At 73.2% G+C, this 25456-nt stretch carries 26 protein-coding genes; 20 read left to right on the forward strand and 6 right to left on the reverse strand.

Going from position 1 to position 25456, the window contains the following annotated elements; all coding sequences use genetic code 11:
• Positions 1–66: 66 nt before the first annotated feature.
• Together A4V12_RS26280 and A4V12_RS26285 are read right to left on the reverse strand one after the other, a co-directional pair.
• Entirely contained in the window at positions 67–867 is an 801-nt protein-coding gene (locus tag A4V12_RS26280) for a DUF3097 domain-containing protein (protein WP_064071912.1), read from the reverse strand.
• 10 nt (positions 868–877) lie between these two features.
• On the reverse strand, positions 878–1600 hold the full coding sequence (locus tag A4V12_RS26285; protein WP_064071913.1) for an MBL fold metallo-hydrolase: 723 nt from the start codon (positions 1598–1600) through the stop codon (positions 878–880).
• Between the two features lie 167 nt (positions 1601–1767).
• Between A4V12_RS26285 and hrcA the strand changes: the two genes are divergently transcribed.
• The 9 genes from hrcA to A4V12_RS26330 all read left to right on the forward strand — a co-directional run bounded on the left by hrcA (position 1768) and on the right by A4V12_RS26330 (position 10824).
• Positions 1768–2784, forward strand: a complete 1017-nt coding sequence (gene hrcA, locus A4V12_RS26290; protein WP_064071914.1) for a heat-inducible transcriptional repressor HrcA — start codon at positions 1768–1770, stop codon at positions 2782–2784.
• Positions 2785–3924 (forward strand): molecular chaperone DnaJ, encoded by a 1140-nt coding sequence (gene dnaJ / locus A4V12_RS26295; protein WP_064071915.1) that lies wholly within the window; start codon positions 2785–2787, stop codon positions 3922–3924. It begins immediately after the preceding gene.
• A 165-nt stretch (positions 3925–4089) separates the two neighbouring features.
• Positions 4090–5166: a nitronate monooxygenase gene (locus A4V12_RS26300; RefSeq protein ID WP_064071916.1), complete on the forward strand. Its 1077-nt coding sequence runs from the start codon at positions 4090–4092 to the stop codon at positions 5164–5166.
• The gene (locus tag A4V12_RS26305; protein ID WP_064071917.1) at positions 5163–5903 is read left to right on the forward strand and encodes a 16S rRNA (uracil(1498)-N(3))-methyltransferase; all 741 of its coding nucleotides are present in this window, start codon (positions 5163–5165) and stop codon (positions 5901–5903) included. Before A4V12_RS26300 ends, A4V12_RS26305 begins: the two co-directional genes overlap by 4 nt.
• A 176-nt stretch (positions 5904–6079) precedes the next feature.
• Entirely contained in the window at positions 6080–7390 is a 1311-nt protein-coding gene (locus A4V12_RS26310) for an ATP-binding protein (RefSeq protein ID WP_064071918.1), read from the forward strand.
• Entirely contained in the window at positions 7387–8490 is a 1104-nt protein-coding gene (locus A4V12_RS26315; protein WP_064071919.1) for a tetratricopeptide repeat protein, read from the forward strand. Before A4V12_RS26310 ends, A4V12_RS26315 begins: the two co-directional genes overlap by 4 nt.
• 40 nt (positions 8491–8530) lie before the next feature.
• Positions 8531–8890, forward strand: a complete 360-nt coding sequence (locus tag A4V12_RS26320; protein WP_064071920.1) for a histidine triad nucleotide-binding protein — start codon at positions 8531–8533, stop codon at positions 8888–8890.
• A gap of 10 nt (positions 8891–8900) precedes the next feature.
• Complete coding sequence (locus tag A4V12_RS26325; RefSeq protein ID WP_064071921.1) at positions 8901–9806, forward strand: ribonuclease Z; 906 nt, start codon at positions 8901–8903, stop codon at positions 9804–9806.
• 13 nt (positions 9807–9819) lie between these two features.
• Positions 9820–10824 carry an adenosine deaminase gene (locus A4V12_RS26330; protein ID WP_064071922.1) on the forward strand — a complete coding sequence of 335 codons (1005 nt, stop codon included), beginning with the start codon at positions 9820–9822 and terminating at the stop codon, positions 10822–10824.
• 31 nt (positions 10825–10855) lie between these two features.
• Here A4V12_RS26330 and A4V12_RS26335 read toward each other — a convergent pair whose 3' ends face one another.
• Entirely contained in the window at positions 10856–12184 is a 1329-nt protein-coding gene (locus A4V12_RS26335) for an MFS transporter (protein WP_064071923.1), read from the reverse strand.
• Positions 12185–12438: 254 nt separating this feature from the next.
• Here A4V12_RS26335 and A4V12_RS26340 point away from each other — a divergent pair, with 254 nt between their 5' ends.
• From A4V12_RS26340 to A4V12_RS26360, 5 genes are all read left to right on the forward strand, one after another.
• Positions 12439–13557, forward strand: a complete 1119-nt coding sequence (locus tag A4V12_RS26340; protein ID WP_064071924.1) for a carbohydrate kinase family protein — start codon at positions 12439–12441, stop codon at positions 13555–13557.
• Positions 13558–13701: 144 nt separating this feature from the next.
• Positions 13702–14715 (forward strand): PhoH family protein, encoded by a 1014-nt coding sequence (locus A4V12_RS26345; protein WP_064071925.1) that lies wholly within the window; start codon positions 13702–13704, stop codon positions 14713–14715.
• A gap of 14 nt (positions 14716–14729) precedes the next feature.
• Positions 14730–15227, forward strand: coding sequence for an rRNA maturation RNase YbeY (ybeY, locus tag A4V12_RS26350; protein WP_064071926.1), 498 nt, complete (start codon positions 14730–14732; stop codon positions 15225–15227).
• Positions 15224–16495 carry a hemolysin family protein gene (locus A4V12_RS26355; RefSeq protein ID WP_064071927.1) on the forward strand — a complete coding sequence of 424 codons (1272 nt, stop codon included), beginning with the start codon at positions 15224–15226 and terminating at the stop codon, positions 16493–16495. Before ybeY ends, A4V12_RS26355 begins: the two co-directional genes overlap by 4 nt.
• Positions 16492–16845 (forward strand): MmcQ/YjbR family DNA-binding protein, encoded by a 354-nt coding sequence (locus A4V12_RS26360; RefSeq protein ID WP_064071928.1) that lies wholly within the window; start codon positions 16492–16494, stop codon positions 16843–16845. Before A4V12_RS26355 ends, A4V12_RS26360 begins: the two co-directional genes overlap by 4 nt.
• A gap of 120 nt (positions 16846–16965) precedes the next feature.
• Here A4V12_RS26360 and A4V12_RS26365 read toward each other — a convergent pair whose 3' ends face one another.
• On the reverse strand, positions 16966–18381 hold the full coding sequence (locus A4V12_RS26365) for an MFS transporter (protein WP_064071929.1): 1416 nt from the start codon (positions 18379–18381) through the stop codon (positions 16966–16968).
• Between the two features lie 150 nt (positions 18382–18531).
• Between A4V12_RS26365 and A4V12_RS26370 the strand changes: the two genes are divergently transcribed.
• The 5 genes from A4V12_RS26370 to era all read left to right on the forward strand — a co-directional run bounded on the left by A4V12_RS26370 (position 18532) and on the right by era (position 21944).
• Entirely contained in the window at positions 18532–19374 is an 843-nt protein-coding gene (locus tag A4V12_RS26370) for a helix-turn-helix transcriptional regulator (RefSeq protein ID WP_079137364.1), read from the forward strand.
• A gap of 95 nt (positions 19375–19469) precedes the next feature.
• On the forward strand, positions 19470–20189 hold the full coding sequence (locus tag A4V12_RS26375; RefSeq protein ID WP_064071931.1) for a hypothetical protein: 720 nt from the start codon (positions 19470–19472) through the stop codon (positions 20187–20189).
• Between the two features lie 27 nt (positions 20190–20216).
• The gene (locus A4V12_RS26380; protein ID WP_064071932.1) at positions 20217–20570 is read left to right on the forward strand and encodes a hypothetical protein; all 354 of its coding nucleotides are present in this window, start codon (positions 20217–20219) and stop codon (positions 20568–20570) included.
• Positions 20570–21016: a hypothetical protein gene (locus tag A4V12_RS37715; protein ID WP_079137359.1), complete on the forward strand. Its 447-nt coding sequence runs from the start codon at positions 20570–20572 to the stop codon at positions 21014–21016. The genes A4V12_RS26380 and A4V12_RS37715 overlap by 1 nt, the downstream gene beginning before the upstream one ends.
• A complete protein-coding gene (gene era / locus A4V12_RS26385) occupies positions 20994–21944 on the forward strand; it encodes a GTPase Era (protein ID WP_064071933.1) in 951 nt (316 codons plus the stop codon). The genes A4V12_RS37715 and era overlap by 23 nt, the downstream gene beginning before the upstream one ends.
• 46 nt (positions 21945–21990) lie before the next feature.
• Here the strand turns inward: era and A4V12_RS26390 are convergent, their stop codons facing one another.
• Entirely contained in the window at positions 21991–22257 is a 267-nt protein-coding gene (locus A4V12_RS26390; RefSeq protein ID WP_064071934.1) for a protealysin inhibitor emfourin, read from the reverse strand.
• 9 nt (positions 22258–22266) lie between these two features.
• Positions 22267–23331, reverse strand: a complete 1065-nt coding sequence (locus tag A4V12_RS26395; protein WP_064071935.1) for a M4 family metallopeptidase — start codon at positions 23329–23331, stop codon at positions 22267–22269.
• Between the two features lie 295 nt (positions 23332–23626).
• On the opposite strand from A4V12_RS26395, the gene leuA reads away from it, so the two are divergent.
• Positions 23627–25384, forward strand: a complete 1758-nt coding sequence (gene leuA / locus A4V12_RS26400; RefSeq protein ID WP_064071936.1) for a 2-isopropylmalate synthase — start codon at positions 23627–23629, stop codon at positions 25382–25384.
• Positions 25385–25456 lie beyond the last annotated feature (72 nt).

Genomic DNA, 25456 nt, shown 5'->3' on the forward strand with positions numbered 1-25456 from the left:
CCGACGACAACGCCGCGAGCGTGCGTGCAGGGCGCCGCGGGCCAGGCGAGACTTTGCGGACACGACCTAGGGCGCCGTCACGAAGTCGATCAGCTCCTCCACCCGCCCCAGCAGCTCCGGCTCCAGGTCCTTGTAGCTGCGTACCCGGGACAGGATGTGCTGCCAGGCGGCGCCCGTGTTCTCCGGCCACCCCAGGGCCCGGCACACGCCCGTCTTCCAGTCCTGGCCGCGCGGGACCGACGGCCACGCCGGGATGCCCACCGACGCGGGCTTCACGGCCTCCCAGATGTCGATGTACGGGTGCCCCACGACCAGGGTGTGCTCGTCGGTGACGGACGCCGCGATGCGGGACTCCTTGGAGCCCGGCACCAGGTGGTCGACGAGCACCCCGAGGCGGGCGTCCGGACCGGGTCCGAAGTCCCGCACGACGGCGGGGAGGTCGTCGACGCCCTCCAGGTACTCGACGACGACGCCCTCGATGCGCAGGTCGTCGCCCCACACCCGCTCGACCAGCTCCGCGTCGTGGCGGCCCTCCACGTACATGCGTCCCGCGCGGGCGACACGCGCGCGTGCGCCGGGCACGGCGATCGAGCCCGACGCGGTCCGCGACGGGCGGGCCGGACCGGCCGGCGGACGCACCAGCGTCACCGGGCGCCCCTCCAGCAGGAAGCCGCGCGGCTCCAGCGGGAACACCCGGTGCTTGCCGAACCGGTCCTCCAGGGTCACCGTGCCCGCCTCGCAGCCGATCACCGCCCCGCAGAAGCCGGTGCTCACCTCCTCGACGACCAGGTCCGGGTCGGCGGGTACCTCCGGCACCGGGGCCGAACGCTTCCAGGAGGGCGTCAGGTCAGGGTCGTAAGCGCGCATCCGCCAGACGCTACGACACGCCGAACCGGCGGGCCAGCTCATCGCGTTGGGCGCGTACGAAGCCGGCGCCGACGACGGCCCCGTGCCCGGGGACGTACAGCGCGTCCTCGCCGCCCAGTTCCAGCAGCCGGTCCAGCGCGGCCGGCCACTGTGACGGGACGGCGTCGGACCCGGCCTGGGGGTCGCCCGACTCCTCCACCAGGTCCCCGCACAGGACGACCTCCCGGGAGCCCGGCACCAGCACCGCCAGGTCGTGTCCGCTGTGCCCCGGCCCCACGTTGGCCAGCAGCACCTGCCGCCCGCCCAGCTCCAGCGTCCACTCGCCGCACACCAGGTGGTGCGGGACCACCAGGACGTCCGTCGCCTCCACGGCGTCCGCCTCCGCCACCCCGTGCCGCACGGCGTCGCCCCGCAGCGCGTCCCGGCCGCCGGTGAGCACGGTGTCCACGCCGACCGCGCCGTACACCTCGGTGCCGGAGAACGCCGCCGTGCCGAGCACGTGGTCGAAGTGGGGATGGCTCAGTGCGATATGTGTCACTCTCCGGCCGCCCATCAGCGCCTGCGCCTGCGCCCGGATCGCGGCGCCCTCACGGAGCGTCGCGCCCGTGTCGTACAGGAGGGCGCGGTCCTCGCCGACCACCAGAGCCGTGGTCGCGTCCCACACGGGCAGCCTCCTGCGGCCCACGCCGTCGGCGAGACGCTCCCATCCGAAGTCTTCCCAAGCGACGTCCATACCGCGACGCTATCGGCATCCACCAGGCTCGTCGCGCGGTAGCGTGGTCGGCCGCCCTTGCTAGGGGCGTACCCCGGCGCCGTACACTTGCCGGGGGAAGGTTGGCACTCGGGCAGGGCGAGTGCCAGCGAAGCAGAAGGAACCACAGCCAGCTGGAGGTGCGCGCGATGCTCAGCGAACGCAGACTCGAGGTGTTGCGCGCCATCGTCCAGGACTACGTGGGCACCGAGGAGCCGGTCGGCTCCAAGGCGCTCACGGAGCGCCACAACCTCGGCGTCTCGCCCGCCACCGTGCGCAACGACATGGCGGTGCTGGAGGAGGAGGGCTTCATCGCCCAGCCCCACACCAGCGCCGGCCGCATCCCCACGGACAAGGGCTACCGCCTCTTCGTCGACCGGCTCGCCGGCGTCAAGCCGCTGTCGTCGCCGGAGCGGCGCGCCATCCAGAACTTCCTGGACGGCGCGGTCGACCTCGACGACGTCGTCGGGCGCACGGTGCGGCTGCTCGCGCAGCTGACCCGGCAGGTCGCGGTGGTGCAGTACCCGTCCCTGACGCGCTCCACCGTGCGGCACGTGGAACTGCTGTCGCTGGCCCCGGCGCGGCTGATGCTGGTCCTGATCACCGACACGGGCCGGGTGGAGCAGCGCATGGTCGACTGCCCCGCGCCGTTCGGCGAGACGTCCGTGGCGGACCTGCGGGCCCGGCTGAACAGCCGTGTCGTGGGGCGCCGCTTCACGGACGTGCCCCAGCTGGTGCAGGACCTCCCCGAGTCCTTCGAGGCGGAGGACCGGGGGACCGTCTCCACGGTGCTGGCCACCCTGCTGGAGACGCTGGTGGAGGAGACCGAGGAGCGGCTGATGATCGGCGGCACCGCCAATCTCACCCGCTTCGGGCACGACTTCCCCCTGACGATCCGGCCGGTGCTGGAAGCGCTGGAGGAGCAGGTGGTGCTCCTCAAGCTGCTCGGCGAGGCCAAGGACTCGGCCATGACCGTACGTATCGGGCACGAGAACGCCCACGAGGGCCTCAACTCCACGTCCGTCGTCGCGGTCGGCTACGGTTCGGGCGACGAGGCAGTCGCCAAACTCGGCGTGGTCGGACCGACCCGCATGGACTACCCCGGAACGATGGGAGCGGTACGCGCAGTGGCACGTTACGTCGGACAGATCCTGGCGGAGTCGTAAGTGGCCACGGACTACTACGCCGTACTCGGCGTACGCCGCGACGCCTCCCAGGACGAGATCAAGAAGGCGTTCCGCAGGCTCGCCCGCGAGCTGCACCCGGACGTCAATCCCGATCCGAAGACGCAGGAGCGGTTCAAGGAGATCAACGCCGCCTACGAGGTGCTGTCGGACCCGCAGAAGAAGCAGGTCTACGACCTCGGCGGCGACCCGCTGTCCGCCTCCGGCGGCGGCGCGGGCGCGGGCGGCTTCGGTGCGGGCGGCTTCGGCAACTTCTCCGACATCATGGACGCCTTCTTCGGTACGGCGTCCCAGCGCGGGCCCCGGTCGCGCACCCGGCGCGGCCAGGACGCGATGATCCGCCTGGAGATCGACCTCAACGAGGCGGCCTTCGGCACCACCAAGGACATCCAGGTCGACACGGCCGTCGTCTGCACCACCTGCTCCGGTGAGGGCGCCGCGCCCGGTACGTCGGCCCAGACGTGCGACATGTGCCGCGGCCGCGGTGAGGTCTCCCAGGTCACCCGGTCCTTCCTGGGCCAGGTCATGACCTCCCGCCCCTGCCCGCAGTGCCAGGGCTTCGGCACGGTCGTGCCGACCCCGTGCCCCGAGTGCGCGGGCGACGGCCGGGTCCGGTCCCGCCGCACGCTCACGGTGAAGATCCCGGCCGGTGTCGACAACGGCACCCGCATCCAGCTGGCCGGCGAGGGCGAGGTCGGTCCCGGCGGCGGCCCGGCCGGCGACCTGTACGTGGAGATCCACGAGCTGCCGCACGCGGTGTTCCAGCGGCGCGGCGACGACCTGCACTGCACGGTGACCATCCCGATGACGGCGGCCGCGCTGGGCACCAAGTGCCCGCTGGAGACGCTGGACGGGCTGGAGGAGGTCGACGTCCGGCCGGGCACGCAGTCGGGCCAGTCGATCCCGCTGCACGGCCGCGGCGTCACCCACCTGCGGGGCGGCGGACGCGGTGACCTCATCGTGCACGTCGAGGTCCAGACGCCGTCGAAGCTGGACCCGGAGCAGGAGCGGCTGCTGCGGGAGCTGGCGAAGCTGCGGGGCGAGGAGCGGCCGACCGGCCAGTTCCAGCCGGGGCAGCAGGGGCTGTTCTCCCGCCTGAAGGACGCGTTCAACGGTCGCTGACCGGTGGTCCGGCGCCCGGTGCCCCCTGCGGGGCGGCCACGGGCGCCGGTGACCCGGCCCGCGCGGAGGCAGCGATTCCGGTGCGGTCCCCGGCGGCCCGCGGGCACCCGGGTCCGCCGGGCGGCCCCGTGCGGTCCCGGGGCGGGGGCGTGACACCATGCGTGCATGTCCTCCGCACTGACCGATCTCTGCCGGTACCCGATCGTGCAGGCCCCCATGGCGGGCGGCGCCTCCTGTCCGCAGCTCGCCGCGGCCGTGTCCGACGCCGGCGGGCTGGGCTTCCTGGCCGCCGGGTACAAGACCGCCGACGGCATGTACCAGGAGATCAAGCAGGTCCGCGGGCTGACCTCGCGGCCCTTCGGCGTCAATCTGTTCATGCCGCAGCCCGGCCACGCGGACCCCGCGGCCGTCGACGTGTACCGGCACCAACTCGCCGGTGAGGCCACCTGGTACGACACGCCCCTCGGCGACCCCGACGCCGGGCGCGACGACGGGTACGACGCCAAGCTGGCCATCCTGCTGGACGAGCCGGTGCCGGTGGTGTCCTTCACGTTCGGGTGCCCCACCCCCGAGACGGTCGCCGCGTTCGCGCGCGCCGGGACGGTCACCGTCGTGACGGTCACGTCGCCCGAGGAGGCCGAGGCCGCGCAGCGCGCGGGCGCCGACGCCGTGTGCGTCCAGGGCGTCGAGGCGGGCGGCCACCAGGGCACCCACCGCGACGACCCGGAGAGCGGCGGGTCCGGTACGGGCCTGCTGTCGCTGGTCGCGCTGGTGAGGGAGGCCGTACCGCTGCCGATCGTCGCCGCGGGCGGCCTGATGCGCGGCAGCCAGATCGCCGCGGTCCTCGCGGCGGGCGCCTGGGCCGCCCAGCTCGGCACCGCGTTCCTGGTGTGCCCCGAGTCCGGCGCGCACGCCCTGCACAAGCGGGCCATGACCGACCCGCTGTTCACCCGCACCGAGCTGACCCGGGCGTTCTCCGGGCGCCCGGCCCGGGGGCTGGTCAACCGGTTCATGCACGAGCACGGCCCGTACGCCCCGGCCGCCTACCCCGAGGTGCACCACCTGACGAGCGGGCTGCGCAAGGCCGCCGCCGCGGCGGGCGACCCGCAGGGCATGGCGCTGTGGGCGGGGCAGGGCCACCGGATGGCGCGCGAGCTGCCCGCCGCCCGGCTGGTGGAGGTCCTGGCCGCCGAGCTGGACGCCTCGGCGGCGTCCCTCGCGCTGCGGGGCGTGGCCTCATGACCGCCCCCGTCTTCCTGGTCGACCGCGTCGCTGACGCCGCCGGCGGGACCATCACCCTGGACGGGCCCGAGGGGCGGCACGCGGTGTCGGTCCGGCGGCTGCGTGTCGGCGAGGAGATCGTCCTGACGGACGGCGCCGGCACCGGCGCGTACGGCACGGTCGCGGCCGTCGAGGGCAAGGACCGCCTGGAGGTGGCCGTCTCCGAGGTCCGTACCGAACCCGCGCCCGCCCCCCGCATCACCGTCGTCCAGGCCCTCCCCAAGGGCGACCGGGGCGAGCTGGCGGTGGAGACCATGACCGAGACGGGCGTCGACGCGATCGTGCCGTGGGCGGCGTCCCGCTGCATCACCCAGTGGAAGGGCGACCGCGGCCTGAAGGCGCTGGCCAAGTGGCGGGCCACCGCGCGGGAGGCGGGCAAGCAGTCGCGCCGGCTGCGTTTCCCCGACGTCGCGGACGCGGCGACGACCAAGCAGGTCGCCCAGCTGCTCGCCGCCGCCGACTTCGCCGCCGTCCTCCACGAGGAGGGCGCCGCACCGCTGGCCACCGCCGAACTGCCCGCCACCGGCGAGATCGTGCTCGTCGTGGGCCCCGAAGGCGGCGTGTCGCCCGACGAGTTGGCGGCCTTCGCCGAGGCGGGCGCCACGCCCTGCCGGCTCGGCCGCAGCGTGCTGCGCACCTCCACCGCCGGGACGGCCGCCACCGCCCTGCTGCTGGGGCGCACCGGCCGCTGGTCCTGACCGGAAGCCGCACAAGCGCCCGCCACCCGTCGCCCGCCACCCAGCCGCCCGCCGCCCCCGCCCGCCACGCACGCGTGCCGCGTTCCTCGCCGGCCGCCGCGGTGCAGGGCACCGTCCGGCGCCCAAGTGGCGGGGGCAGCGAACCGGTTGTCGTACCGGATCCGTAAGGTTGCGGCATGTCCGACGAGTCTCCCCTCATCCGCAGCCTGCGCGCCGCCGTCGCCGCCGCACCCGACGACGTCCCCCTGCGGCTGCACCTCGCCGAACTCCTCCTCCAGGCGGGGCGCAACGACGAAGCCGTCACCGAGGCGGCCGTCGCCCTCCAGCACGCGCCCGGTGACGCGGACGCCCGCGCGCTGATGGGCCGCGCCATGGGCCTGCCGCCGGCGCCCCCGGCGCCCGCCGCACCCCCGGCCCCGGCCTCCGGCGACCCGGGGCTCCCCGGCCCGCCGCCGCCCGCCCAGGACCCGCGGACCCGGACGGACTTCGACTGGGCCGCCGCCGAGCAGGAGGTCGGCGACATCGTGCCGCCCCGGTTCGTCGACGGCACCGAGGCGCCCCTCACCGCCGACGGTCTCGGCGACGACCCGGGCGACGCGGACGCCTGGGACGTCGACGCGCCCGGCGCCGTACGGCTCGCGGACGTCGGCGGGATGCAGGAGGTCAAGGACCGCCTGGAGGCCGCGTTCCTGGCGCCGATGCGCAACCCCGAACTGCGCAAGCTGTACGGCAAGAGCCTGCGCGGCGGCCTCCTGCTCTACGGGCCGCCCGGCTGCGGCAAGACGTTCATCGCCCGCGCGGTCGCCGGCGAGCTGGGCGCGGGCTTCCTGTCGATCTCGCTGAGCGACATCCTCGACATGTACATCGGCGCCTCCGAGAAGAACGTCCACGACATCTTCGAGACCGCCCGCGCCCAGGCGCCGTGCGTCGTCTTCCTCGACGAGCTGGACGCACTCGGCGCCAAGCGCAGCCGCAGCCACCACAGCGGGCTGCGCAACGTCGTCAACCAGCTGCTGACCGAGCTGGACGGCATCGCCGCCGACAGCAACGACGGCGTGTTCGTCCTCGCCGCCACCAACGTCCCCTGGGACGTGGACATCGCGCTGCGCCGCCCCGGCCGCCTCGACCGCACGCTGCTGGTGCTCCCCCCGGACGCCGCCGCGCGCGACGCGATCCTCCGCTACCACCTGCGCGACCGCCCCATCGAGGCGGTCGACCTGGGCAAGCTCGTCAAGGCGACCGAGGACTTCTCCGGCGCCGACCTCGCCCACGTCTGCGAGACAGCCGCCGAGGCCGCCCTGCTCGACTCGGCCCGCACCGGCACCGTACGCATGATCAACATGAAGGACCTGCTGGGCGCGGCCGGGCAGATCCGGCCGTCCACCGACCCCTGGTTCTCCGCCGCCCGCAACGTGGCGACGTTCGCCAACGACGGCGGCATGTACGACGACCTCCTCGCGTACCTGAAGAGGAAGCGCAAACTGTGACCACCCCGCAGCCGCGGTCCCTGGACCGGGCCGAGGCGCTGTACGACCTGGAGCGCTACGACCAGGCCGCGGCCCTCACCGCGCAGCACCTCGCGCACCACCCGGACGACGCCCGGGCGCTCGGCCTGCTGGCCCGCTGCCGCCGCCACCTCGGCGACCGGACGGAGGCGCTGCGGCTGGCCGACGAGGCGCTGCGCGCCGACCCCCAGCTGCCGTCCGCCTGGTTCCTGCGCGCCGATCTGCTGGCCCACGGCCCGGCCGGCGGGCCCCAGTGGGCGGCGGCCGAGGACTCCGCGCGGCGCGGCCTCGCCCTCGTACCGAACCACTGGACCGGGTACCACGTCCTCGGCACCATCCTGATGCGCTCGGAGAACCCGGCACGGCGCCACGAGGCGTACGCGCTCGCCCTCCGCTCGGTCGAGCTGGGCCCCGAGGAGGACGCCACCCACTTCCTCCTCGGCCTGGCCGCGTACCACCTCGGCGACCATGCCACCGCCGAGAGGGCCTACGAGAACGCGCTGCGCCTCAACCCCGCGAGCAGCGAGGCCCACAACAACCTGTCCCTGCTGCACCTGCGCCGCCGCTTCCGCCGGCGCGGCGCGTGGACCAGAGCCGCCGAGGGGTTCGTCGACTCGGCCGCGCTCGACCTGGACGACCGCGAGGCGCGGTTCAACCTGGAGACCATGGCGTGGGGCACCGCCGCCGGTGCGCGCTGGGTGGCGCTCGCCGGGTTCCTGGCCGCGAGCGTCGGCTCGGCGCAGCTGCGCACGGGCGGCACCGGGACGGGCGCGGTGGTGGCCGAGGCCGTCGGCGTCGCCGTGTTCCTGGCGCTGTGGGGCGGCTGGGCCCTGTGGATGCTGCGGCGCGTCCCGCCGCGGCTGAGGCGCCCGCTGCTGCTGATATCCCGCGGCTGCCCGCCGGTGCTGTGGATGGCCGGCGCCGTGGCGCTGCTGGGTCTGGAGTCGGCGGCCGTCCTGGCGCTGCCCACGGCCGGCGCGGGCGTCGTCGCCGGTCTCGGCGGCCCGCTGTTCTGGGCCGTGGTCATCACCTACTGGGTCAGCAGGTCCGCCCTCAAGAGACGCGCGCCCGGCCGCCGATAGAGTGCCTCCGTACGCAGACGGTGACAGAAAGGACCAGGACATGGCCGGAGAGGCGCAGAGCGACTGCCTGTTCTGCAAGATCGTGGCGGGGGAGGTCCCGGCCACCATCGTGCGCGAGTCGGAGACGACCGTCGCCTTCCGCGACATCAACCCGCAGGCGCCCACGCACGTCCTGGTCATCCCCAAGGCGCACTACCCCGACGCCGCGTCCCTCGCCGCCGGGGCGCCGGAGATCGCCGCGGACGTGCTGCGGGAGGCCGGGCAGGTCGCCGCGGACGAGAAGGTCGACGGCAGCGGCTACCGCGTCGTCCTCAACACCGGATCCGGCGCCGGGCAGACCGTCTGGCACGCGCACGCCCACGTGCTGGGCGGCCGCGGCCTGAACTGGCCCCCCGGATAGTCACGGGACCATGTCCGTACGAGAGTTCGTCGTGCTGGGCACCGCCAGCCAGGTGCCCACCCGACACCGCAACCACAACGGCTACCTCCTGCGCTGGGACGGCGAGGGCGTCCTCTTCGACCCGGGCGAGGGCACCCAGCGCCAGATGCTGCGCGCCGGGGTCGCCGCGCACGACATCGACCGCATCTGCGTCACCCACTTCCACGGCGACCACTCGCTGGGCCTCGCCGGGGTGATCCAGCGCATCAACCTGGACCAGGTGCCGCACCCCGTCACCGCGCACTACCCGGCGAGCGGGCAGCGCTTCTTCGACCGCTTGCGGTACGCGACCGCCTACCGCGAGACGGTGAAGCTCACCGAGGCGCCGGTCGCCGCCGACGGCGTGCTCGCCGCGACCCCCGCGTACACCCTGGAGGCCCGCCGCCTCTCCCACCCGGTCGAGTCGTTCGGCTACCGGCTCACCGAGCCCGACGGGGTGCGGATGCTGCCCGGGAGGCTCGCCGCGCACGGCATCAAGGGCCCCGACGTGGGCCGCATCCAGCGCGAGGGCGCCCTGGGCGGGGTGCGGCTGGAGGACGTCAGCGAGGTGCGGCGCGGCCAGCGGTTCGCCTTCGTGATGGACACCCGGCTGTGCGACGGTGTCCACGTGCTGGCCGAGGGCTGCGACATGCTGGTCATCGAGTCGACGTTCCTCGACGAGGACGCCGTGCTCGCCGAGGACCACGGCCACCTGACGGCCGGCCAGGCGGCCGCGGTCGCCCGCGAGGCGGGCGTGCGCCACCTCGTGCTCACCCACTTCTCGCAGCGCTACAGCGACCCCGGCCTCTTCGCACAGCAGGCGCGGGCGGCGGGCTTCGACGGTGAACTGACCGTCGCCCACGACCTCGCCCGCGTCCCCCTCCCCAAACGCCAGTAAGGCTCAACGCGCCATGCACCTCCCCGAAGCACTCCCCAAAGCGGAACTGCACCTCCACATCGAGGGCACCCTCGAACCCGAACTCGCCTTCGCGCTCGCCGCGCGCAACGGTGTCGACCTGCCGTACGCCGGCACCGAGGAACTGCGCGAGGCCTACCTCTTCAGCGACCTCCAGTCCTTCCTGGACCTGTACTACGGGCTGATGGCCGTCCTGCGCACCGCCGACGACTTCACCGAACTGGCCGACGCCTACCTCGCCCGGGCCGCCCGGCAGGGCGTCCGGCACGCCGAGATCTTCTTCGACCCGCAGGCGCACACCGAGCGCGGTGTGCCGTTCGGCACGGTCGTCGAGGGGCTGGGCCGCGCCCTGGACCGCAGCGAGGAGCGGCACGGCGTCTCCACGCAGCTGATCATGTGCTTCCTGCGCGACCGGTCGGCCGAGTCGGCGATGGAGACGCTGCGGGAGGCGGAGCCGTACCTGGACCGCATCGTGGGCGTGGGCCTGGACTCGGCGGAGGTGGACCACCCGCCGTCGAAGTTCGCCGAGGTGTACGAGGCGGCCGGCGCGCTCGGTCTGCGGAAGGTCGCGCACGCGGGCGAGGAGGGCCCGCCCGCGTACGTCCGCGAGGCCCTGGACGTCCTCGGCGTCGAGCGGATCGACCACGGGCTGCGCGCCATGGAGGACCCGGAGCTGGTGGAGCGGCTGGTGCGGGAGCGGGTGCCGCTGACCCTCTGCCCGCTGTCCAACGTGCGGCTGCGCGCCGTCGGCGTGCTGGAGGACCACCCGCTGCCGTCGATGATGGCGGCGGGGCTGCTGGTGACGGTGAACTCCGACGACCCCGCCTACTTCGGCGGGTACGTCGGCGACACCTTCCACGCCGTGCACGAGGCGCTGGACATCGGGCAGGAGCAGCTGCGGGAGCTGGCCCGCAACTCGTTCCTGGCGTCGTTCCTCGACCACGACGAGGACCGCCGGGCGCGGTACCTCGCCGAGGTGGACGCGTACGAGTTCGACTAGGGCGTACGCGTCCGGGGGCGCCCCGCGCCCGTCACCCTTGCGGGCCGGACGGGCCGGCCTGCCGGAAGGCGCGGCGGCGGACCAGGAGCGGGACGACGGAACGGACGGGGAACTCGGTGACCGGCTGCTCCGGCGCTCCCATCTGCGGCGCCGCGAGACCGGTCGCCGCGCCGGTGGTGCCCGCGACGACCGCGGCGGGGGCACCGCCCCGGCGGCGGACCGCGCCCGGCACCAGCGGACGGCCCGAGGTGTGCAGGGCCACCGCGGTCAGCGGGACGGCGAGCAGCAGGAGCAGGCCGCCCAGCACCAGGCCCATGCCGGGGTAGCCGGCCCGTTCCGACAGCACGCTGCCGGCGACGGGGCCGCACGCCACGCCCAGGGAGGACGCCGAGCCGGCGAGGACCGCCCAGCGGCCGCGCGGGTCCAGGGAGGCGGCCAGGCCGATCAGGTACGACAGGACGACCGGGTAGCAGGCGTTCCACAGGATCTCGCCGGCCGCGAAGGACGCCAGGCCCTCGGCGGCGGAGCTGAGGCCGATGCACCCCGCGATCACCACCGTGCCGCCGCCGATCGGCACCGCCCGGCCGAGCCGGGAGCCCAGCGCGCCGGCCGCCGTGACGCCCAGCAGCCCGGCCCCGAGCGCGGCCGCGAACACCGCGCCGACCGTCACCTCGCTCAGGCCCGCCTGGGTGACCCCGATGCGCCCGCTGACGCCCCACAGGGCGTTCTGCGCCATCGACCAGCACACCATCGCGCCCGCCAGCACCAGGCCCGCCCGCGGCCGGGGCAGCGGCGTCCCCGCCTCCGGGGCGGTGCCCGTGTCGTGGCCGTCTCCCAGCCGGCCCGTGGCCGGCCACACGGCCGCCGCGACCAGCGCGAGCGACGCGAACGGCAGCGCGTGCCCGCCGCCCAGGTGCGGCAGCGTCAGGTACAGGGCGCCGGCCGTGGCGGACACCGACAGCAGGCCCAGGGTGGAGGCGCGGTGCGGGTCGCGCCGCCCCGCGATCCCGGCCGCGGCGACCGCCGTCGCCGTACCGGAGCCGAAGCCGCCGACGACCGCGCCGGTGACGACGAGCGGTACGGCGGAGACGAGGGCGGCGCAGCCGTAGCCCGTGAGGGCCAGCAGCAGGCCCGTGCGGGCCAGTCGGCGCGGGCCGTACCGGTCCACGCGCGACGCGAGCGTGAAGCCGGCGGCGGCGGAACCGAGGAGCAGGCCGGAGCCGACGAGCCCGGCCTGCGCCGGGGTCAGTCCGAGCCCGGCGGAGAGGCGGCCGACGACGGTCGGGAGCAGGTAGGCGGCCAGGTAACCGGCCGTGAAGAGGGCGACGAGCGGCCACGGGGCGCGCGGGCGCGAGGGCATGGGCGTTCCCGAACAGGGAGAGGGGGGAGGGGTGGAGCGCCCGGTGTCGTACGGGAACGTGCACGGGAACGCGGGCCAATTTGTATCAAGCCGCCCGGCCGCACGAGAAGGCGACCGGGTGTGATCCGGGTCACAAGCGGTTTGCGGCTCGTCGAGCCGGGTAGTGACACACGTTTCCGCGGGGTCTGCGTCCGTCGTGGAGGGCGAGAATCGGGCACACTGTCCTGATCCGTACCGCGACCGGGGAGCCCGCCGTGACCACATCCCGAGGAGACCACCAGCAGCGGCAACACACGGCCGGCGTCGACCCCTTGGACGCGCTGCGCACCCCCGCGGACCCGGAGTGCGACGTCTTCCTCACCGGTACCGTCTTCCTCGACATCATCTTCACCGGCCTGGACAGCGCCCCCGTGCGCGGCACCGAGACCTGGGCGCGCGGCATGGGCTCCAGCCCCGGCGGCGTCGCCAACATGGCCACCGCCCTGGCCCGGCTGGGGCTGCGCACCTCCCTGGCGGCCGCCTTCGGCGACGACCACTACGGCGAGTACTGCTGGGACGCCCTGGAGCAGGGCGAGGGCATCGACCTGGCCCGGTCGCGCACGGTGCCCGGCTGGCACTCGCCGGTGACCGTGTCCATGGCCTACGAGGGCGAGCGCACGATGGTGTCGCACGGCCACGAGGCCCCGCCACCGGACGGCTCGCTGCCCGCCGCACCGCCACGCGCGCGTGCCGCCGTCGCCTCCCTGGCGCCCGGCCGCACCCAGGAGTGGGTCGCCGACGCGGCCCGCCGCTCCACCCGGATCTTCGCCGACGTCGGCTGGGACGACACCGGGCGCTGGGACCTGGCCGCCCTGCCGGACCTGGAGCACTGCGAGGCGTTCCTGCCCAACGCCGGGGAGGCGATGCGCTACACCCGCACCTCCTGCCCCCGCGCGGCGGCCCGCGCGCTCGCCGACAAGGTGCCGCTCGCCGTCGTCACCCTGGGCTCCGAGGGCGCCTACGCCGTCGACGGATCGACCGGCGAGACCGCCGAGGTTCCGGCCATCGAGGTCACCGCCCTCGACCCGACCGGCGCCGGGGACGTCTTCGTCGCCGGGTTCGTCACCGGCACCCTCGCCGGATGGCCCCTCGCCGACCGGCTCGCGTTCGCCGGGCTGACCGCCGCCCTGTCGGTGCAGGAGTTCGGCGGGTCGCTGTCCGCGCCGGGGTGGTCCGAGGTCGCCGCCTGGTGGAACCACGTGCAGGGCTGCGCGGGCCAGGACCCGGAGGCCCTGCGGCGGTACGCCTTCCTGGAGTCGCTGCTGCCCGCCCCCGTCAGGCCCTGGCCGCTGCGGCGGGCCGTGCCCACGATCGGCTTCGGCCGTTCGGCGTAAGGGGTTCCGGTCGCGTGCCCGGCGGGCCGGTGCGGAGAAAAGCCTTCGGGGTTGTCGGTGCCACGACGTACGCTGGATGTCCAGAGGTTGTCGAGCAGCGAGAACCCTGCAGCGGGAGGTATGTGCAGGCCTGAGAGCCGGCCCATGACGCAGACACCCACAGCCCAGAACCAGCAGGCGCGAGCCCACTTCACCGTCCCCGCCAAGCATCCGATGGTGACGGTCCTCGGCTCGGGTGACGCTCTGCTGCGCGTGATCGAAGAGGCGTTCCCGGCCGCCGACATCCATGTCCGGGGCAATGAGGTCAGTGCGGTCGGACCGGCGGGGGAAGTCGCCCTGATCCAGCGCCTGTTCGACGAGATGATGCTGGTGCTCCGCACCGGGCAGCCGATGACGGAGGACGCAGTGGAACGCTCGATCGCCATGCTCAGGGCGAGCGAGAACGGCACGGCCGAGCCGGGGCAGGAGAGCCCCGCCGAGGTGCTCACCCAGAACATCCTCTCCAGCCGCGGCCGCACCATCCGTCCCAAGACGCTCAACCAGAAGCGGTACGTCGACGCCATCGACAAGCACACGGTCGTGTTCGGCATCGGCCCCGCCGGCACCGGCAAGACGTACCTGGCCATGGCCAAGGCGGTCCAGGCCCTGCAGTCCAAGCAGGTCACCCGGATCATCCTGACCCGGCCGGCCGTCGAGGCGGGCGAGCGGCTCGGCTTCCTGCCCGGCACGCTCTACGAGAAGATCGACCCGTACCTTCGGCCGCTGTACGACGCGCTGCACGACATGCTCGACCCCGACTCGATCCCGCGCCTGATGGCGGCGGGCACGATCGAGGTCGCGCCGCTGGCGTACATGCGCGGCCGGACGCTCAACGACGCGTTCATCATCCTCGACGAGGCGCAGAACACGAACCCCGAGCAGATGAAGATGTTCCTCACCCGGCTCGGCTTCGACTCCAAGATCGTCATCACCGGTGACGTCACCCAGGTCGACCTGCCCGGCGGCACCAAGAGCGGCCTGCGCCAGGTCAGGGACATCCTGGACGGCGTCGAGGACGTCCACTTCTCGATGCTCACGTCGCAGGACGTCGTACGGCACAAGCTCGTCGGCCGTATCGTCGACGCGTACGAGAAGTACGACAACCAAAACGGGAAGTAGAGCGCACGAGCACCATGTCGATCGACGTCAACAACGAGTCCGGCACCGAGGTCGACGAGCAGGCGATCCTCGACGTCGCCCGGTACGCGCTCACGCGGATGCGCATCCACCCCCTCTCCGAGCTCTCGGTGATCGTGGTGGACGAGGAAGCGATGGAGCAGCTCCACATCCAGTGGATGGACCTGCCGGGCCCCACGGACGTCATGTCCTTCCCGATGGACGAGCTGCGCCCGCCGAGCAAGGACGACGAGGAGCCCCCGCAGGGCCTCCTCGGTGACATCGTGCTCTGCCCGGAGGTCGCGGCCAAGCAGGGCCAGGACGCCCCGACGCAGCACTCCATGGACGAGGAGCTCCAGCTCCTCACCGTCCACGGGGTGCTGCACCTGCTCGGGTACGACCACGAGGAGCCCGACGAGAAGGCCGAGATGTTCGGCCTCCAGGCGGCGATCATCGACGGCTGGCGGGCGGAGAAGGGCCTGACGGGTCCCTCCCCGGCGCCGACCGTCTCATGACCGCACAGCTGATCCTCGGCGCGGTCGCGCTGGTCGTGGTCGCCTGGCTGGCGGCGTGCGCGGAGGCGGGCCTCGCGCGCGTCACCAGCTTCCGCGCCGCCGAGGCGGTCCGGGTCGGCCGGCGCGGCGCCGACAAGCTCGTCCAGGTCGCCTCCGACCCCACCCGCTACCTCAACCTGGCGCTGCTGGTCCGGGTGGCCTGCGAGATGGCGGCCGGCGTCATGGTCACGTACGTCTGCCTGAACGAGTTCGACGAGACGTGGTCGGCCCTGCTGGTCGCGGTGGGCGTGATGGTCCTCGTGTCGTACGTCGCCGTCGGCGTGTCGCCCCGCACCATCGGCCGCCAGCACCCGCTGAACACGGCGACCGCCGCCGCGTACGTCCTGCTGCCGCTGGCCCGCGTCATGGGCCCGGTGCCGCAGCTGCTGATCCTCATCGGCAACGCGCTCACCCCCGGCAAGGGCTTCCGCAAGGGCCCCTTCGCCTCCGAGGCCGAGCTGCGCGCCATGGTCGACCTGGCCGAGCAGGAGTCCCTCATCGAGGACGACGAGCGGCGCATGGTCCACTCCGTCTTCGAGCTGGGCGACACGCTCGTGCGCGAGGTGATGGTCCCGCGCACCGACCTCGTCTCCATCGAGCGGTACAAGACCATCCGGCAGGCCCTCACGCTGGCGCTGCGCTCCGGTTTCTCCCGCATCCCGGTGACCGGGGAGAACGAGGACGACGTCGTCGGGATCGTCTATCTGAAGGACCTCGTCCGCAAGACCCACATCAACCGCGACTCCGAGTCCGACCTCGTGTCCACGGCCATGCGGGCGGCGGCCTTCGTCCCCGACACGAAGAACGCCGGCGACCTGCTGCGGGAGATGCAGCAGGACCGCAACCACTGCGCCGTCGTCATCGACGAGTACGGCGGCACCGCCGGCATCGTCACCATCGAGGACATCCTGGAGGAGATCGTCGGCGAGATCACCGACGAGTACGACCGGGAGCTGCCGCCGGTGGAGGAGCTGGGCGAGGGCCGTTTCCGGGTCACCGCACGGCTCGACATCGGCGACCTGGGCGAGCTGTTCGGCCTCGACGAGTACGACGACGAGGATGTCGAGACGGTCGGCGGGCTGCTCGCCAAGGCCCTCGGCAGGGTCCCCATCGCCGGCGCGTCGGCGGTCGTCGACCTGCCGGACGGGCGGGCCCTGCGCCTGACGGCCGAGTCCCCGGCCGGCCGCCGCAACAAGATCGTCACCGTGGTCGCGGAGCCGGTGGCATGACCCCCGACCGGCTCCGGGCGTTCTGCCTCGGGTTCAACGACGCGGTGGAGGACTTCCCGTTCGGCCCGGAGACGTCCGTCTTCAAGGTCGCGGGCAAGATGTTCGCCCTGTCCGCCCTGGACGCCCGGCCGCTCACCGTCAACCTCAAATGCGACCCCGAGATCGCGCTCCGGCTGCGGGCCCAGCACCCGGCGATCGTCCCCGGCTGGCACATGAACAAGCGCCACTGGAACACGGTCACCGTCTCGGAGCTCCCCGACCGCCTGGTCCGCGAACTGGTCGAGGACTCCTACGACCTGGTCGTCGCCGGCCTGCCGAAGGCCACCCGGCTGCGCCTGGACCGCCCCTAGGCGCCGTGTCCCTACCGCCCGGGGCGACCCGGTGGCCACCGCCCCCGGCAGATGCCCGCAGCGGTCCCGTGGCGGTTCGCCGGGCCCGCACCCCCGTGACGGGCCCGGCCGGGGGCGGCGTCACGGCCGGCGGGCCCTGCCGGACAGGCCGAGCGCCACCAGCAGCGCGGAGGCGAGGACGATGACCGCGTCGGCCGCCAGGACCGTGCGGACGCCGTCGAAGAGGTCCCGGCCCGTCGTGGCCAGAACCCCCAGCAGCGGGATGCCGACCGTGAGGGCGACCTGCTGCGTGGTCGTCACCAGCCCGGTCGCGAGCCCCTGATCCTCGTCCGGCACACCGGACGTCACCGTCAGCCCGTACGAGATGATCGCGCCCAGGTGGAACACGCTCGCCAGCGAGACGCCGACGGTCGCCAGCAGCGCCCCCGACTCCTCGCCGACGCCCAGCAGCAGGGCCACGAAGGCCCCCTGGCCCAGCAGCGAGCCGACCAGCGTCCGGCGGGCACCGAACCGGCCGATGACCTTCGGCGCCAGCGACCCGGCGAGCACCGACAGCGCGCCCTGCACACCGAAGACCAGCCCCGTCATGAAGGCCGACAGCCCCAGGGTCTCCTGGAGGTACAGGGTCAGCACGAAGACCACGACGCTCATCATCGAGAAGGTGACCAGCCCGCCCAGGTTGCCGAAGGCCACCGTCCGCCGCCGCAGCATCGGCAGAGACACCAGCGGGGCGTCGTGCCGCGACTCCACCACCACGAACGCCACGAGCAGCACCACCCCGGCGACCAGGCTCACCCGGACGCCCGCGCCGCCGAAACCGTGCTCGGCCGCCGTCGACAGGGCGTGGATCAGCGCCAGCAGGCCGCCGGTGACGGTGACGGCACCCGGGACGTCGAGGCGCGGCCGGTCCGGCGTACGGGACTCGGACAGCACGCCCGGCGCCAGCGCCGGCGGCAGCACGACGAGCGTGAACACGGCCAGCAGCCCCATCGTCGAGCGCCAGCCCAGCGTGTCGGTCATGACACCGCCCAGCACCATGCCGACGGTGAAGCCCAGCGACATCAGCGTGCCGCTGATGCCCAGTGCCCGGTCGCGCAACGGCCCCTCCGGGAACGTCGTCGTCAGCAGCGACATCCCGGTCGGGACGATCATCGCCGCTCCCAGCCCCTGGAGCGCCCGTCCCGTCAGGAACGACGCCGGGTTCCACGCGCACGTCGCCAGCAGCGACGCGGCACCGAACACCACCAGGCCGGTCAGGAACAGCCTGCGCCGCCCGTACAGGTCGGCGATCCGCCCGAACAGCAGCAGGAACCCGCCCGACGGCAGCGCGAACGCGGTGACCGCCCACTGGAGCGCGGACGGGCCGAGCCCCAGGTCCCTGCCCAGCACGGGCAGCGCCACGTTCAGTACGGAGAAGTCGAGCGCCACCATGAACTGGGCGGCGCACAGCACGAAAAGGACCACCTTGGCGCGGCGGGACAGCCGCTCGGGAGCGGGCGCCGCGGCACGGCCCCGCGGGGGAGTGTCGATCGTCATGCCCCGACCCTCCGCCGCCCCGGGCGGCGGCGGGGAGCGGCCGCTTATCCTGTTGGCCGCACCACCAGGCAGGGGGGAGACGACCGGGTGACAGCGACCGACAGCACGAGTCACAAGGTCCACCGGCTCGCCGAGCTGCGCGCGTTCCTGATGAGCCGCCGCGCCCGCGTCAGCCCCGCCGAGGCGGGTCTCCCCGGCGGAGCCCGGCGCCGTACGCCCGGCCTGCGCCGGGAGGAGGTCGCCGTCCTCGCGGGCGTCGGCGTGTCCTGGTACCAGTGGCTGGAACAGGGCCGCGACATCACCGTGTCCCCGCACGTGCTCGACTCGGTGGCCCGGGTGCTCCGGCTGAGCCCCGCCGAGCGGCGCCACCTCTACGTGCTGGCCGGCCTCAACCCGCCGCCCCCCGAGGTGGATCCGGAGCAGCGGGACATGTGCGCCGGGCTGCGCCGGCTGATCGACGCGTGGATGCCGTACCCCGCGCACATCATGGACCGGTACTCCAACACGGTCATGTACAACGACTCGGCGTCGGCGGTGCTCGGCATGCGCCCCGGCATGCCGACCAACGGGCTCATCGCCTTCTTCACCGACCCGCTCTACCGGTCCCGTTCCAAGAGCTGGGCGCGCAACGCCCCCCAACTCGTCGCCCAGTTCCGGGCGGCGTGCTCGGAGTGCCCGGAGGACGAGGGCTTCCGCGCGGTGGTCGCGGAGGCGAAGGCCGCCAGCGCGGAGTTCGCCGAACTGTGGGAGCGCCGTGACATCGCCCCGGCCGGCCTGGTGCACAAGGAACTGGAGCACCCGGTGGTCGGCACGCTCCACGTGGAGTCCACCCAACTGCGCGTCCCCGCACGGCCGGACCTGATGATCGTGCTGCACACCCCGCTCCCGGAGGCGGACACGGCGGCCAAGCTGGAGTGGCTGACGAGCCCGGAGGGGCGGCGGGGAACGGCGTACCGAGGACAGGGCGAGGACACTTCCGTGCCCGTCCTGTGATCTCCCTGTGTATATCCTCGGCGCGGCCGATCACGGCGGGGAGGGGGGAACCACAGCTCCCCATGCACATCACTTCAAGGGGAGAACACACCCTCATGCGTACTCGCATTCGTCGCGGCGTGGCCGTCGCGCTCACCGTTTCCGCGCTCACCTTCACCGCCGCGTGCGGTGGTTCGTCCGACAAGGGCGGCGACAGCGCGGCCAAGGGCAAGGACAAGGACGCCGCCGCGCCGGCCGACAAGCCGGCCGCGACGCCGCTGACGGCGGAGCAGATGAAGGCCGGCGCCCTGACGGTGGCCGACCTGCCCAAGGGCTGGACCGCCAGCAAGAACCCCGCCGACGACAGCGCCTACAAGGCGGACAAGCCCGAGTGCCAGCCGATCGCGACGCTGCTCCAGAACAAGGTCGCCGGCGCCACCATCGGTGCCAACGAGGACTTCGCCGGCGGCAACGGCGCGAACCAGCTCTCGCACCAGATCATGACCTTCCCGGGCACGGGTGCCGCCGACTTCGTGTCGCCCATCGGCGCCGCCCTGGACAAGTGCACCGGCTTCAAGGTCACCATGGAGGGCGTGCCGGCCGAGCTCAAGGTGGAGAAGCTCACCGCCCCCAAGGCCGGCGAGGAGTCCCACGGCGTGCGCGTCAGCATGGACCTCGGCGGTGCGATGGAGTTCGCCCTCCACGTCGTCGTCGCCCGCCAGGGCACGGGCGTCTCCCGCCTGGTCTACATCCCCGGCACCCCCGCCGCCGCCAAGGACCTGGACGACCTCGCCAAGCGCGCGGGCGAGAAGTTCGTCAAGGCCGCCCAGGGCTGACCCTGATCGCGGACTTATCCTCGGGGCATGACTCAGACGACCGACCTCGGCCCCGAGGACCGCAAGATCATCACTCTGGCGCGCAGCGCCCGCGCCCGCAACGGCGTGCCCGAGGGCGCGGCGGTACGGGACGAGACGGGACGCACCTACGTCGCCGGGACCGTCGCGCTGGAGTCGCTGAAGCTCAGCGCCCTCCGCACCGCGGTGGCGATGGCCGTGGCCAGCGGCGCGAAGTCGCTGGAGGCCGCGGCCGTCGTCACCGGCGCCGAAGCCCTCCCGGACGAGGACCGCGCCGCAGTCCGCGACCTGGGCGGTCCGGACACCCCCGTTCTCCTGGCAGGCCCCGACGGTGAGCTGCGCGCCACCGTGAGCGCCGGCTGATGGGTTCCACGGGGGCGGCCCGCGGGGCGACCCACGCCCGGCTCGTGCTGGGCGTCGGCGCGGTCGGTGTCGTCATCAACGTCGTCGACTGGTTCGTCGGGGGCCACCCGCGGCCCTACCACGCCTTCCCGCTGCTGCTGGTGCTGTGGGGGGCGGCCGACCTCATGCAGGCGGCCCGGCCGGACGCGGCGCGGCGGGTGCGGGTGGCCGCCGGCGTGCTGATGGTCGCGACGGGGCTCGCCGTCGGCGTCCCCGCCGCCGCCGCGCTCGTACGGGGCGACCGGGTCGACTGGCTGGACCTGGTGGTGGGCGTCGTGGTGGTCCTCTACGTCGCCTCGGCGCTCGCCGCCTTGGTGGCGCGGCGGCGGAACCGGGGGCCCGCGAAGGAGCCTGCGGTAGGTCAGGGGGCCCGCATCGGGGAGAATGGCCGACATGAGCGCTCGTAACCCTGAAACCGAAGCCGCCCACCGGGCCGGCTTCGCCTGCTTCGTCGGCCGCCCCAACGCGGGCAAGTCCACCCTCACGAACGCTCTGGTCGGTCAGAAGGTGGCGATCACCTCCAACCGGCCGCAGACCACCCGGCACACCGTGCGCGGCATCGTGCACCGCCCGGAGGCGCAGCTGATCCTGGTCGACACCCCGGGTCTGCACAAGCCGCGCACCCTGCTCGGCGAGCGGCTCAACGACGTCGTCCGCACCACCTGGGCCGAGGTCGACGTGATCGGCTTCTGCCTGCCCGCCGACGAGAAGCTCGGCCCCGGCGACCGGTTCATCGCCAAGGAACTGGCGGAGATCAAGAAGACCCCGAAGGTCGCGATCGTCACCAAGACCGACCTGGTGGACTCCAAGACCCTCGCCGAGCAGCTCATCGCCATCGACCAGCTCGGCAGGGAGCTGGGCATGGAGTGGCAGGAGATCATCCCGGTCTCGGCGGTCGGCGACAAGCAGGTCCGGCTCGTGGCCGACCTGCTGATCCCGCTGCTCCCCGAGAGCCCCCCGCTCTACCCGGAGGGCGACCTCACGGACGAGCCGGAGCAGGTCATGGTCGCCGAGCTGATCCGCGAGGCCGCGCTCGAAGGCGTACGGGACGAGCTGCCGCACTCGATCGCGGTGGTCGTCGAGGAGATGATCCCGCGCGAGAACCGCCCGGCGGACAAGCCGCTGCTCGACATCCACGCCAACGTCTACATCGAGCGCCCCAGCCAGAAGGGCATCATCATCGGCCCCAAGGGGCAGCGCCTGAAGGAGGTCGGCACCAAGTCGCGCAAGCACATCGAGGCGCTGCTCGGTACGCCGGTCTTCCTCGACCTGCACGTGAAGGTAGCCAAGGACTGGCAGCGCGACCCCAAGCAGCTGCGCAAGCTCGGCTTCTAGGGCCCCTGCCGGTCCCACCGGGGCCGCGGCGCCCGTCGGACGGCGGCTACGCCCCTTCCCGGAGCACCCGGGCGACCAGCTCCCGCTGCTCGTCGGTCAGCCCGGGGTCGGCGCAGTGGACCGTCCGGCCGTCGACCGTGATCTCGTAGCCGAACCCGTCCGGCACGCCCTCCGGCCGCCGTCCGTGCCCGTCCTTCAGTGCCGCCTCGGCCAGGGCGTGCCAGTCGCGGGCGTCGGGCAGCCCCGAGGTGTCCACCTCGGCCCGCCGCTCGATGCCCGCGAACCCGCCCGTACGGATGACCCGAATACGCATGGGCCCTGTCTACTCCGTCGGCAGGCCCACCGTCGACCAGGCCTTCACCACCGCGTCGGCCTCCGGGCCGCCCGCGCCGAACCGCTCACGGGCCGCGGCCACCGTCAGCCGGGAGAAGTCGGCGAACTCCGCGTCCACCGCCAGCCGGCCACCGGTCAGCACGTCGTACCAGACCCGCCCGGCCCGCTCCCAGGCGTTGCCGCCCAGCTCCTTGGCGAACAGGTAGAAGGCGTGGTTCGGGATGCCGGAGTTGATGTGCACGCCGCCGTTGTCGGCGCCCGTGTGCACGTAGTCCGCCATCGTCGCGGGCTGCGGGTCCTTGCCGAGGACGTCGTCGTCGTACGCCGTTCCCGGGGCCTTCATCGAGCGCAGCGCCACGCCCTGCACCTCCGGCGCCAGCAGCCCGGCGCCGATCAGCCAGTCGGCCTGCTCGGCGGTCTGGCCCAGCGCCTTCTGCTTGACCAGCGAGCCGAAGACGTCCGACATCGACTCGTTGAGCGCTCCGGGCTGGCCGAAGTACGCCAGGTTCGCGGTGTACTGCGTGACCCCGTGGGCCAGCTCGTGGCCGATGACGTCGACCGCGATCGTGAAGTCCAGGAAGACCCTGCCGTCGCCGTCGCCGAAGACCATCCGGTCGCCGTTCCAGAAGGCGTTGTTGTATTCCCGGTCGTAGTGGACGGTCGCGTCCAGCGGCAGCCCCGACCCGTCGATCGAGTTCCGGCCGTACGCGTCGCGGAACAGTTCGAAGGTGGCGCCGAGACCGGCGTACGCGCGGTTGACGGTCGCGTCGCCGGTCGGATCCGCCCCCTCCGCGCGCACCTTGCGGCCCGGCAGGGCGGTGCGGTGGCCGGCGTCGTAGACGGTACGGCGGGGCCTGTCGGCGGCCGCGCCCGCGTCCCGGGCGACAGGGGCGGCGCCGGCGACCGTGGTCAGGCGGCGGGCGGTGCGGTTGGCGGCGTCGGTGACCAGGGTGCGGCGGGCCGCGGCGGCGATGACGGGGTCCGCGGCACGGGACAGGTGGTCGAGGAGGTGCGGTGGGACGATCGTGCAGTACGGGGGAGCGGTGCCAGTCATGCTCCGCAATGTGGCAGTGCGTCACGCGGCTGTCACTGGCTGCGACGGCGATTACCGAAAAAGAGTGATACCTCACTCTTCGACGGTTGGCGTACCGAATCCCGCATACTGAAACAGCACCGCCGCTCACGGTGCCGCTCGGCTAGGCTTCTCCGCATCATGCGTTTCGGGCTGCTTCTTCTTAGCTGCCGCGGCGAGGGCCTGTAGTCGTAGGCCGACCCCCTCCCCGCGGAGTCTGGTGCTGCTTCGACCCAGTCGGCCGTCCCTGTGAAGGACAACCGAGGAGCCCTACGCAATGTCCCAGCCCGTCGGCCGCCCCACGCCGGTCACCAACGCCACCCACACCCAGAAGCCGTCCGGGATGCCGGTCCACAAGTACGGCCGGTACGAGGCCGTCGACATCCCCGACCGCACCTGGCCGGAGAAGCGCATCACCAAGGCGCCGCGCTGGCTCTCCACCGACCTGCGCGACGGCAACCAGGCACTGATCGACCCCATGAGCCCCGCGCGCAAGCGCGAGATGTTCGACCTGCTGGTGCGCATGGGCTACAAGGAGATCGAGGTCGGCTTCCCGTCCTCCGGCGAGACCGACTTCAACTTCGTCCGCTCCATCATCGAAGAGGGCGCCGTACCCGAGGACGTGACGATCTCCGTCCTGACCCAGGCGCGCGAGGAGCTGATCGAGCGCACCGTCGAGTCGCTGCGCGGCGCCCACCGCGCCACCGTGCACCTGTACAACGCGACCGCGCCGGTCTTCCGCCGGGTGGTGTTCCGCGGCTCCCGGGAGCAGGTCAAGCAGATCGCCGTCGACGGCACCCGCCTGGTGATGGAGTACGCCGACAAGATCCTGGGCGACGAGACGGTCTTCGGCTACCAGTACAGCCCGGAGATCTTCACCGACACCGAGCTGGACTTCGCCCTGGAGGTCTGCGAGGGCGTCATGGACGTCTGGCAGCCCGAGGACGGCCGCGAGATCATCCTGAACCTGCCCGCCACCGTGGAGCGCTCGACGCCCTCCACCCACGCGGACCGGTTCGAGTGGATGTCGCGCAACCTGTCCCGCCGCGAGCACGTCTGCCTGTCCGTCCACCCCCACAACGACCGCGGTACGGCGGTGGCGGCGGCCGAGCTGGCGATCATGGCCGGCGCCGACCGCATCGAAGGCTGCCTGTTCGGCCAGGGCGAGCGCACCGGCAACGTGGACCTGGTCACCCTGGGCATGAACCTGTTCTCGCAGGGCGTCGACCCGCAGATCGACTTCTCCCAGATCGACGAGATCCGCCGCACCTCCGAGTACTGCAACCAGATGGAGGTCCACCCGCGCCACCCGTACGCGGGCGACCTGGTCTACACCGCCTTCTCCGGCTCCCACCAGGACGCCATCAAGAAGGGCTTCGACGCCATGGAGGCCGCCGCCGCGGCCGCCGGCAAGACGGTCGACGACATCGAGTGGGCCGTGCCGTACCTGCCGATCGACCCCAAGGACGTCGGCCGGTCCTACGAGGCGGTCATCCGCGTCAACTCGCAGTCCGGCAAGGGCGGCATCGCGTACGTCCTGAAGAACGACCACAAGCTGGACCTGCCGCGCCGGATGCAGATCGAGTTCTCGAAGATCATCCAGGCGAAGACCGACGCCGAGGGCGGCGAGGTCACGCCCAAGGACATCTGGTCCGTCTTCCAGGACGAGTACCTGCCCAACCCCGACAACCCGTGGGGCCGCATCCAGCTGCGTTCCGGCCAGACCACGACCGACAAGGACGGCACGGACACGCTGACCGTCGAGGCGGTCGTCGACGGCGCCGAGACGGTCCTGACCGGTGTCGGCAACGGCCCGATCTCGGCGTTCTTCGCCGCGCTCCAGGCCATCGGCATCGACGTCCGGCTGCTGGACTACCAGGAGCACACGATGAGCGAGGGCGCGTCCGCGCAGGCCGCCTCGTACATCGAGTGCGCCATCGACGGCAAGGTCCTGTGGGGCATCGGCATCGACGCCAACACCACCCGCGCCTCGCTGAAGGCCGTCGTCTCCGCGGTGAACCGCGCCGCGCGCTGACCCCGGCGCCACGAACCCCGCCCTTCCCGGACGATCCCCGGCGGATTTCCGGAGGGCGGGGTTCAGCCATGT

The organism is Streptomyces noursei (genome assembly GCF_001646665.1).
Lineage (GTDB): Bacteria > Actinomycetota > Actinomycetes > Streptomycetales > Streptomycetaceae > Streptomyces > Streptomyces lavendulocolor.

Excerpts from the sequence above, each read along its gene's own strand:
- A4V12_RS26280 (WP_064071912.1), bottom strand. The coding sequence starts at position 867 with ATGCGCGCTTACGACCCTGACCTGACGCCCTCCTGGAAGCGTTCGGCC.
- A4V12_RS26285 (WP_064071913.1), bottom strand. The coding sequence starts at position 1,600 with ATGGACGTCGCTTGGGAAGACTTCGGATGGGAGCGTCTCGCCGACGGC.
- hrcA (WP_064071914.1), top strand. The coding sequence starts at position 1,768 with ATGCTCAGCGAACGCAGACTCGAGGTGTTGCGCGCCATCGTCCAGGAC.
- A4V12_RS26300 (WP_064071916.1), top strand. The coding sequence starts at position 4,090 with ATGTCCTCCGCACTGACCGATCTCTGCCGGTACCCGATCGTGCAGGCC.
- A4V12_RS26305 (WP_064071917.1), top strand. The coding sequence starts at position 5,163 with ATGACCGCCCCCGTCTTCCTGGTCGACCGCGTCGCTGACGCCGCCGGC.
- A4V12_RS26310 (WP_064071918.1), top strand. The coding sequence starts at position 6,080 with ATGTCCGACGAGTCTCCCCTCATCCGCAGCCTGCGCGCCGCCGTCGCC.
- A4V12_RS26320 (WP_064071920.1), top strand. The coding sequence starts at position 8,531 with ATGGCCGGAGAGGCGCAGAGCGACTGCCTGTTCTGCAAGATCGTGGCG.
- A4V12_RS26325 (WP_064071921.1), top strand. The coding sequence starts at position 8,901 with ATGTCCGTACGAGAGTTCGTCGTGCTGGGCACCGCCAGCCAGGTGCCC.
- A4V12_RS26330 (WP_064071922.1), top strand. The coding sequence starts at position 9,820 with ATGCACCTCCCCGAAGCACTCCCCAAAGCGGAACTGCACCTCCACATC.
- A4V12_RS26335 (WP_064071923.1), bottom strand. The coding sequence starts at position 12,184 with ATGCCCTCGCGCCCGCGCGCCCCGTGGCCGCTCGTCGCCCTCTTCACG.
- A4V12_RS26345 (WP_064071925.1), top strand. The coding sequence starts at position 13,702 with ATGACGCAGACACCCACAGCCCAGAACCAGCAGGCGCGAGCCCACTTC.
- ybeY (WP_064071926.1), top strand. The coding sequence starts at position 14,730 with ATGTCGATCGACGTCAACAACGAGTCCGGCACCGAGGTCGACGAGCAG.
- A4V12_RS26355 (WP_064071927.1), top strand. The coding sequence starts at position 15,224 with ATGACCGCACAGCTGATCCTCGGCGCGGTCGCGCTGGTCGTGGTCGCC.
- A4V12_RS26360 (WP_064071928.1), top strand. The coding sequence starts at position 16,492 with ATGACCCCCGACCGGCTCCGGGCGTTCTGCCTCGGGTTCAACGACGCG.
- A4V12_RS26365 (WP_064071929.1), bottom strand. The coding sequence starts at position 18,381 with ATGACGATCGACACTCCCCCGCGGGGCCGTGCCGCGGCGCCCGCTCCC.
- A4V12_RS26370 (WP_079137364.1), top strand. The coding sequence starts at position 18,532 with ATGAGCCGCCGCGCCCGCGTCAGCCCCGCCGAGGCGGGTCTCCCCGGC.
- A4V12_RS26375 (WP_064071931.1), top strand. The coding sequence starts at position 19,470 with ATGCGTACTCGCATTCGTCGCGGCGTGGCCGTCGCGCTCACCGTTTCC.
- A4V12_RS26380 (WP_064071932.1), top strand. The coding sequence starts at position 20,217 with ATGACTCAGACGACCGACCTCGGCCCCGAGGACCGCAAGATCATCACT.
- A4V12_RS37715 (WP_079137359.1), top strand. The coding sequence starts at position 20,570 with ATGGGTTCCACGGGGGCGGCCCGCGGGGCGACCCACGCCCGGCTCGTG.
- era (WP_064071933.1), top strand. The coding sequence starts at position 20,994 with ATGGCCGACATGAGCGCTCGTAACCCTGAAACCGAAGCCGCCCACCGG.
- A4V12_RS26390 (WP_064071934.1), bottom strand. The coding sequence starts at position 22,257 with ATGCGTATTCGGGTCATCCGTACGGGCGGGTTCGCGGGCATCGAGCGG.
- A4V12_RS26395 (WP_064071935.1), bottom strand. The coding sequence starts at position 23,331 with ATGACTGGCACCGCTCCCCCGTACTGCACGATCGTCCCACCGCACCTC.
- leuA (WP_064071936.1), top strand. The coding sequence starts at position 23,627 with ATGTCCCAGCCCGTCGGCCGCCCCACGCCGGTCACCAACGCCACCCAC.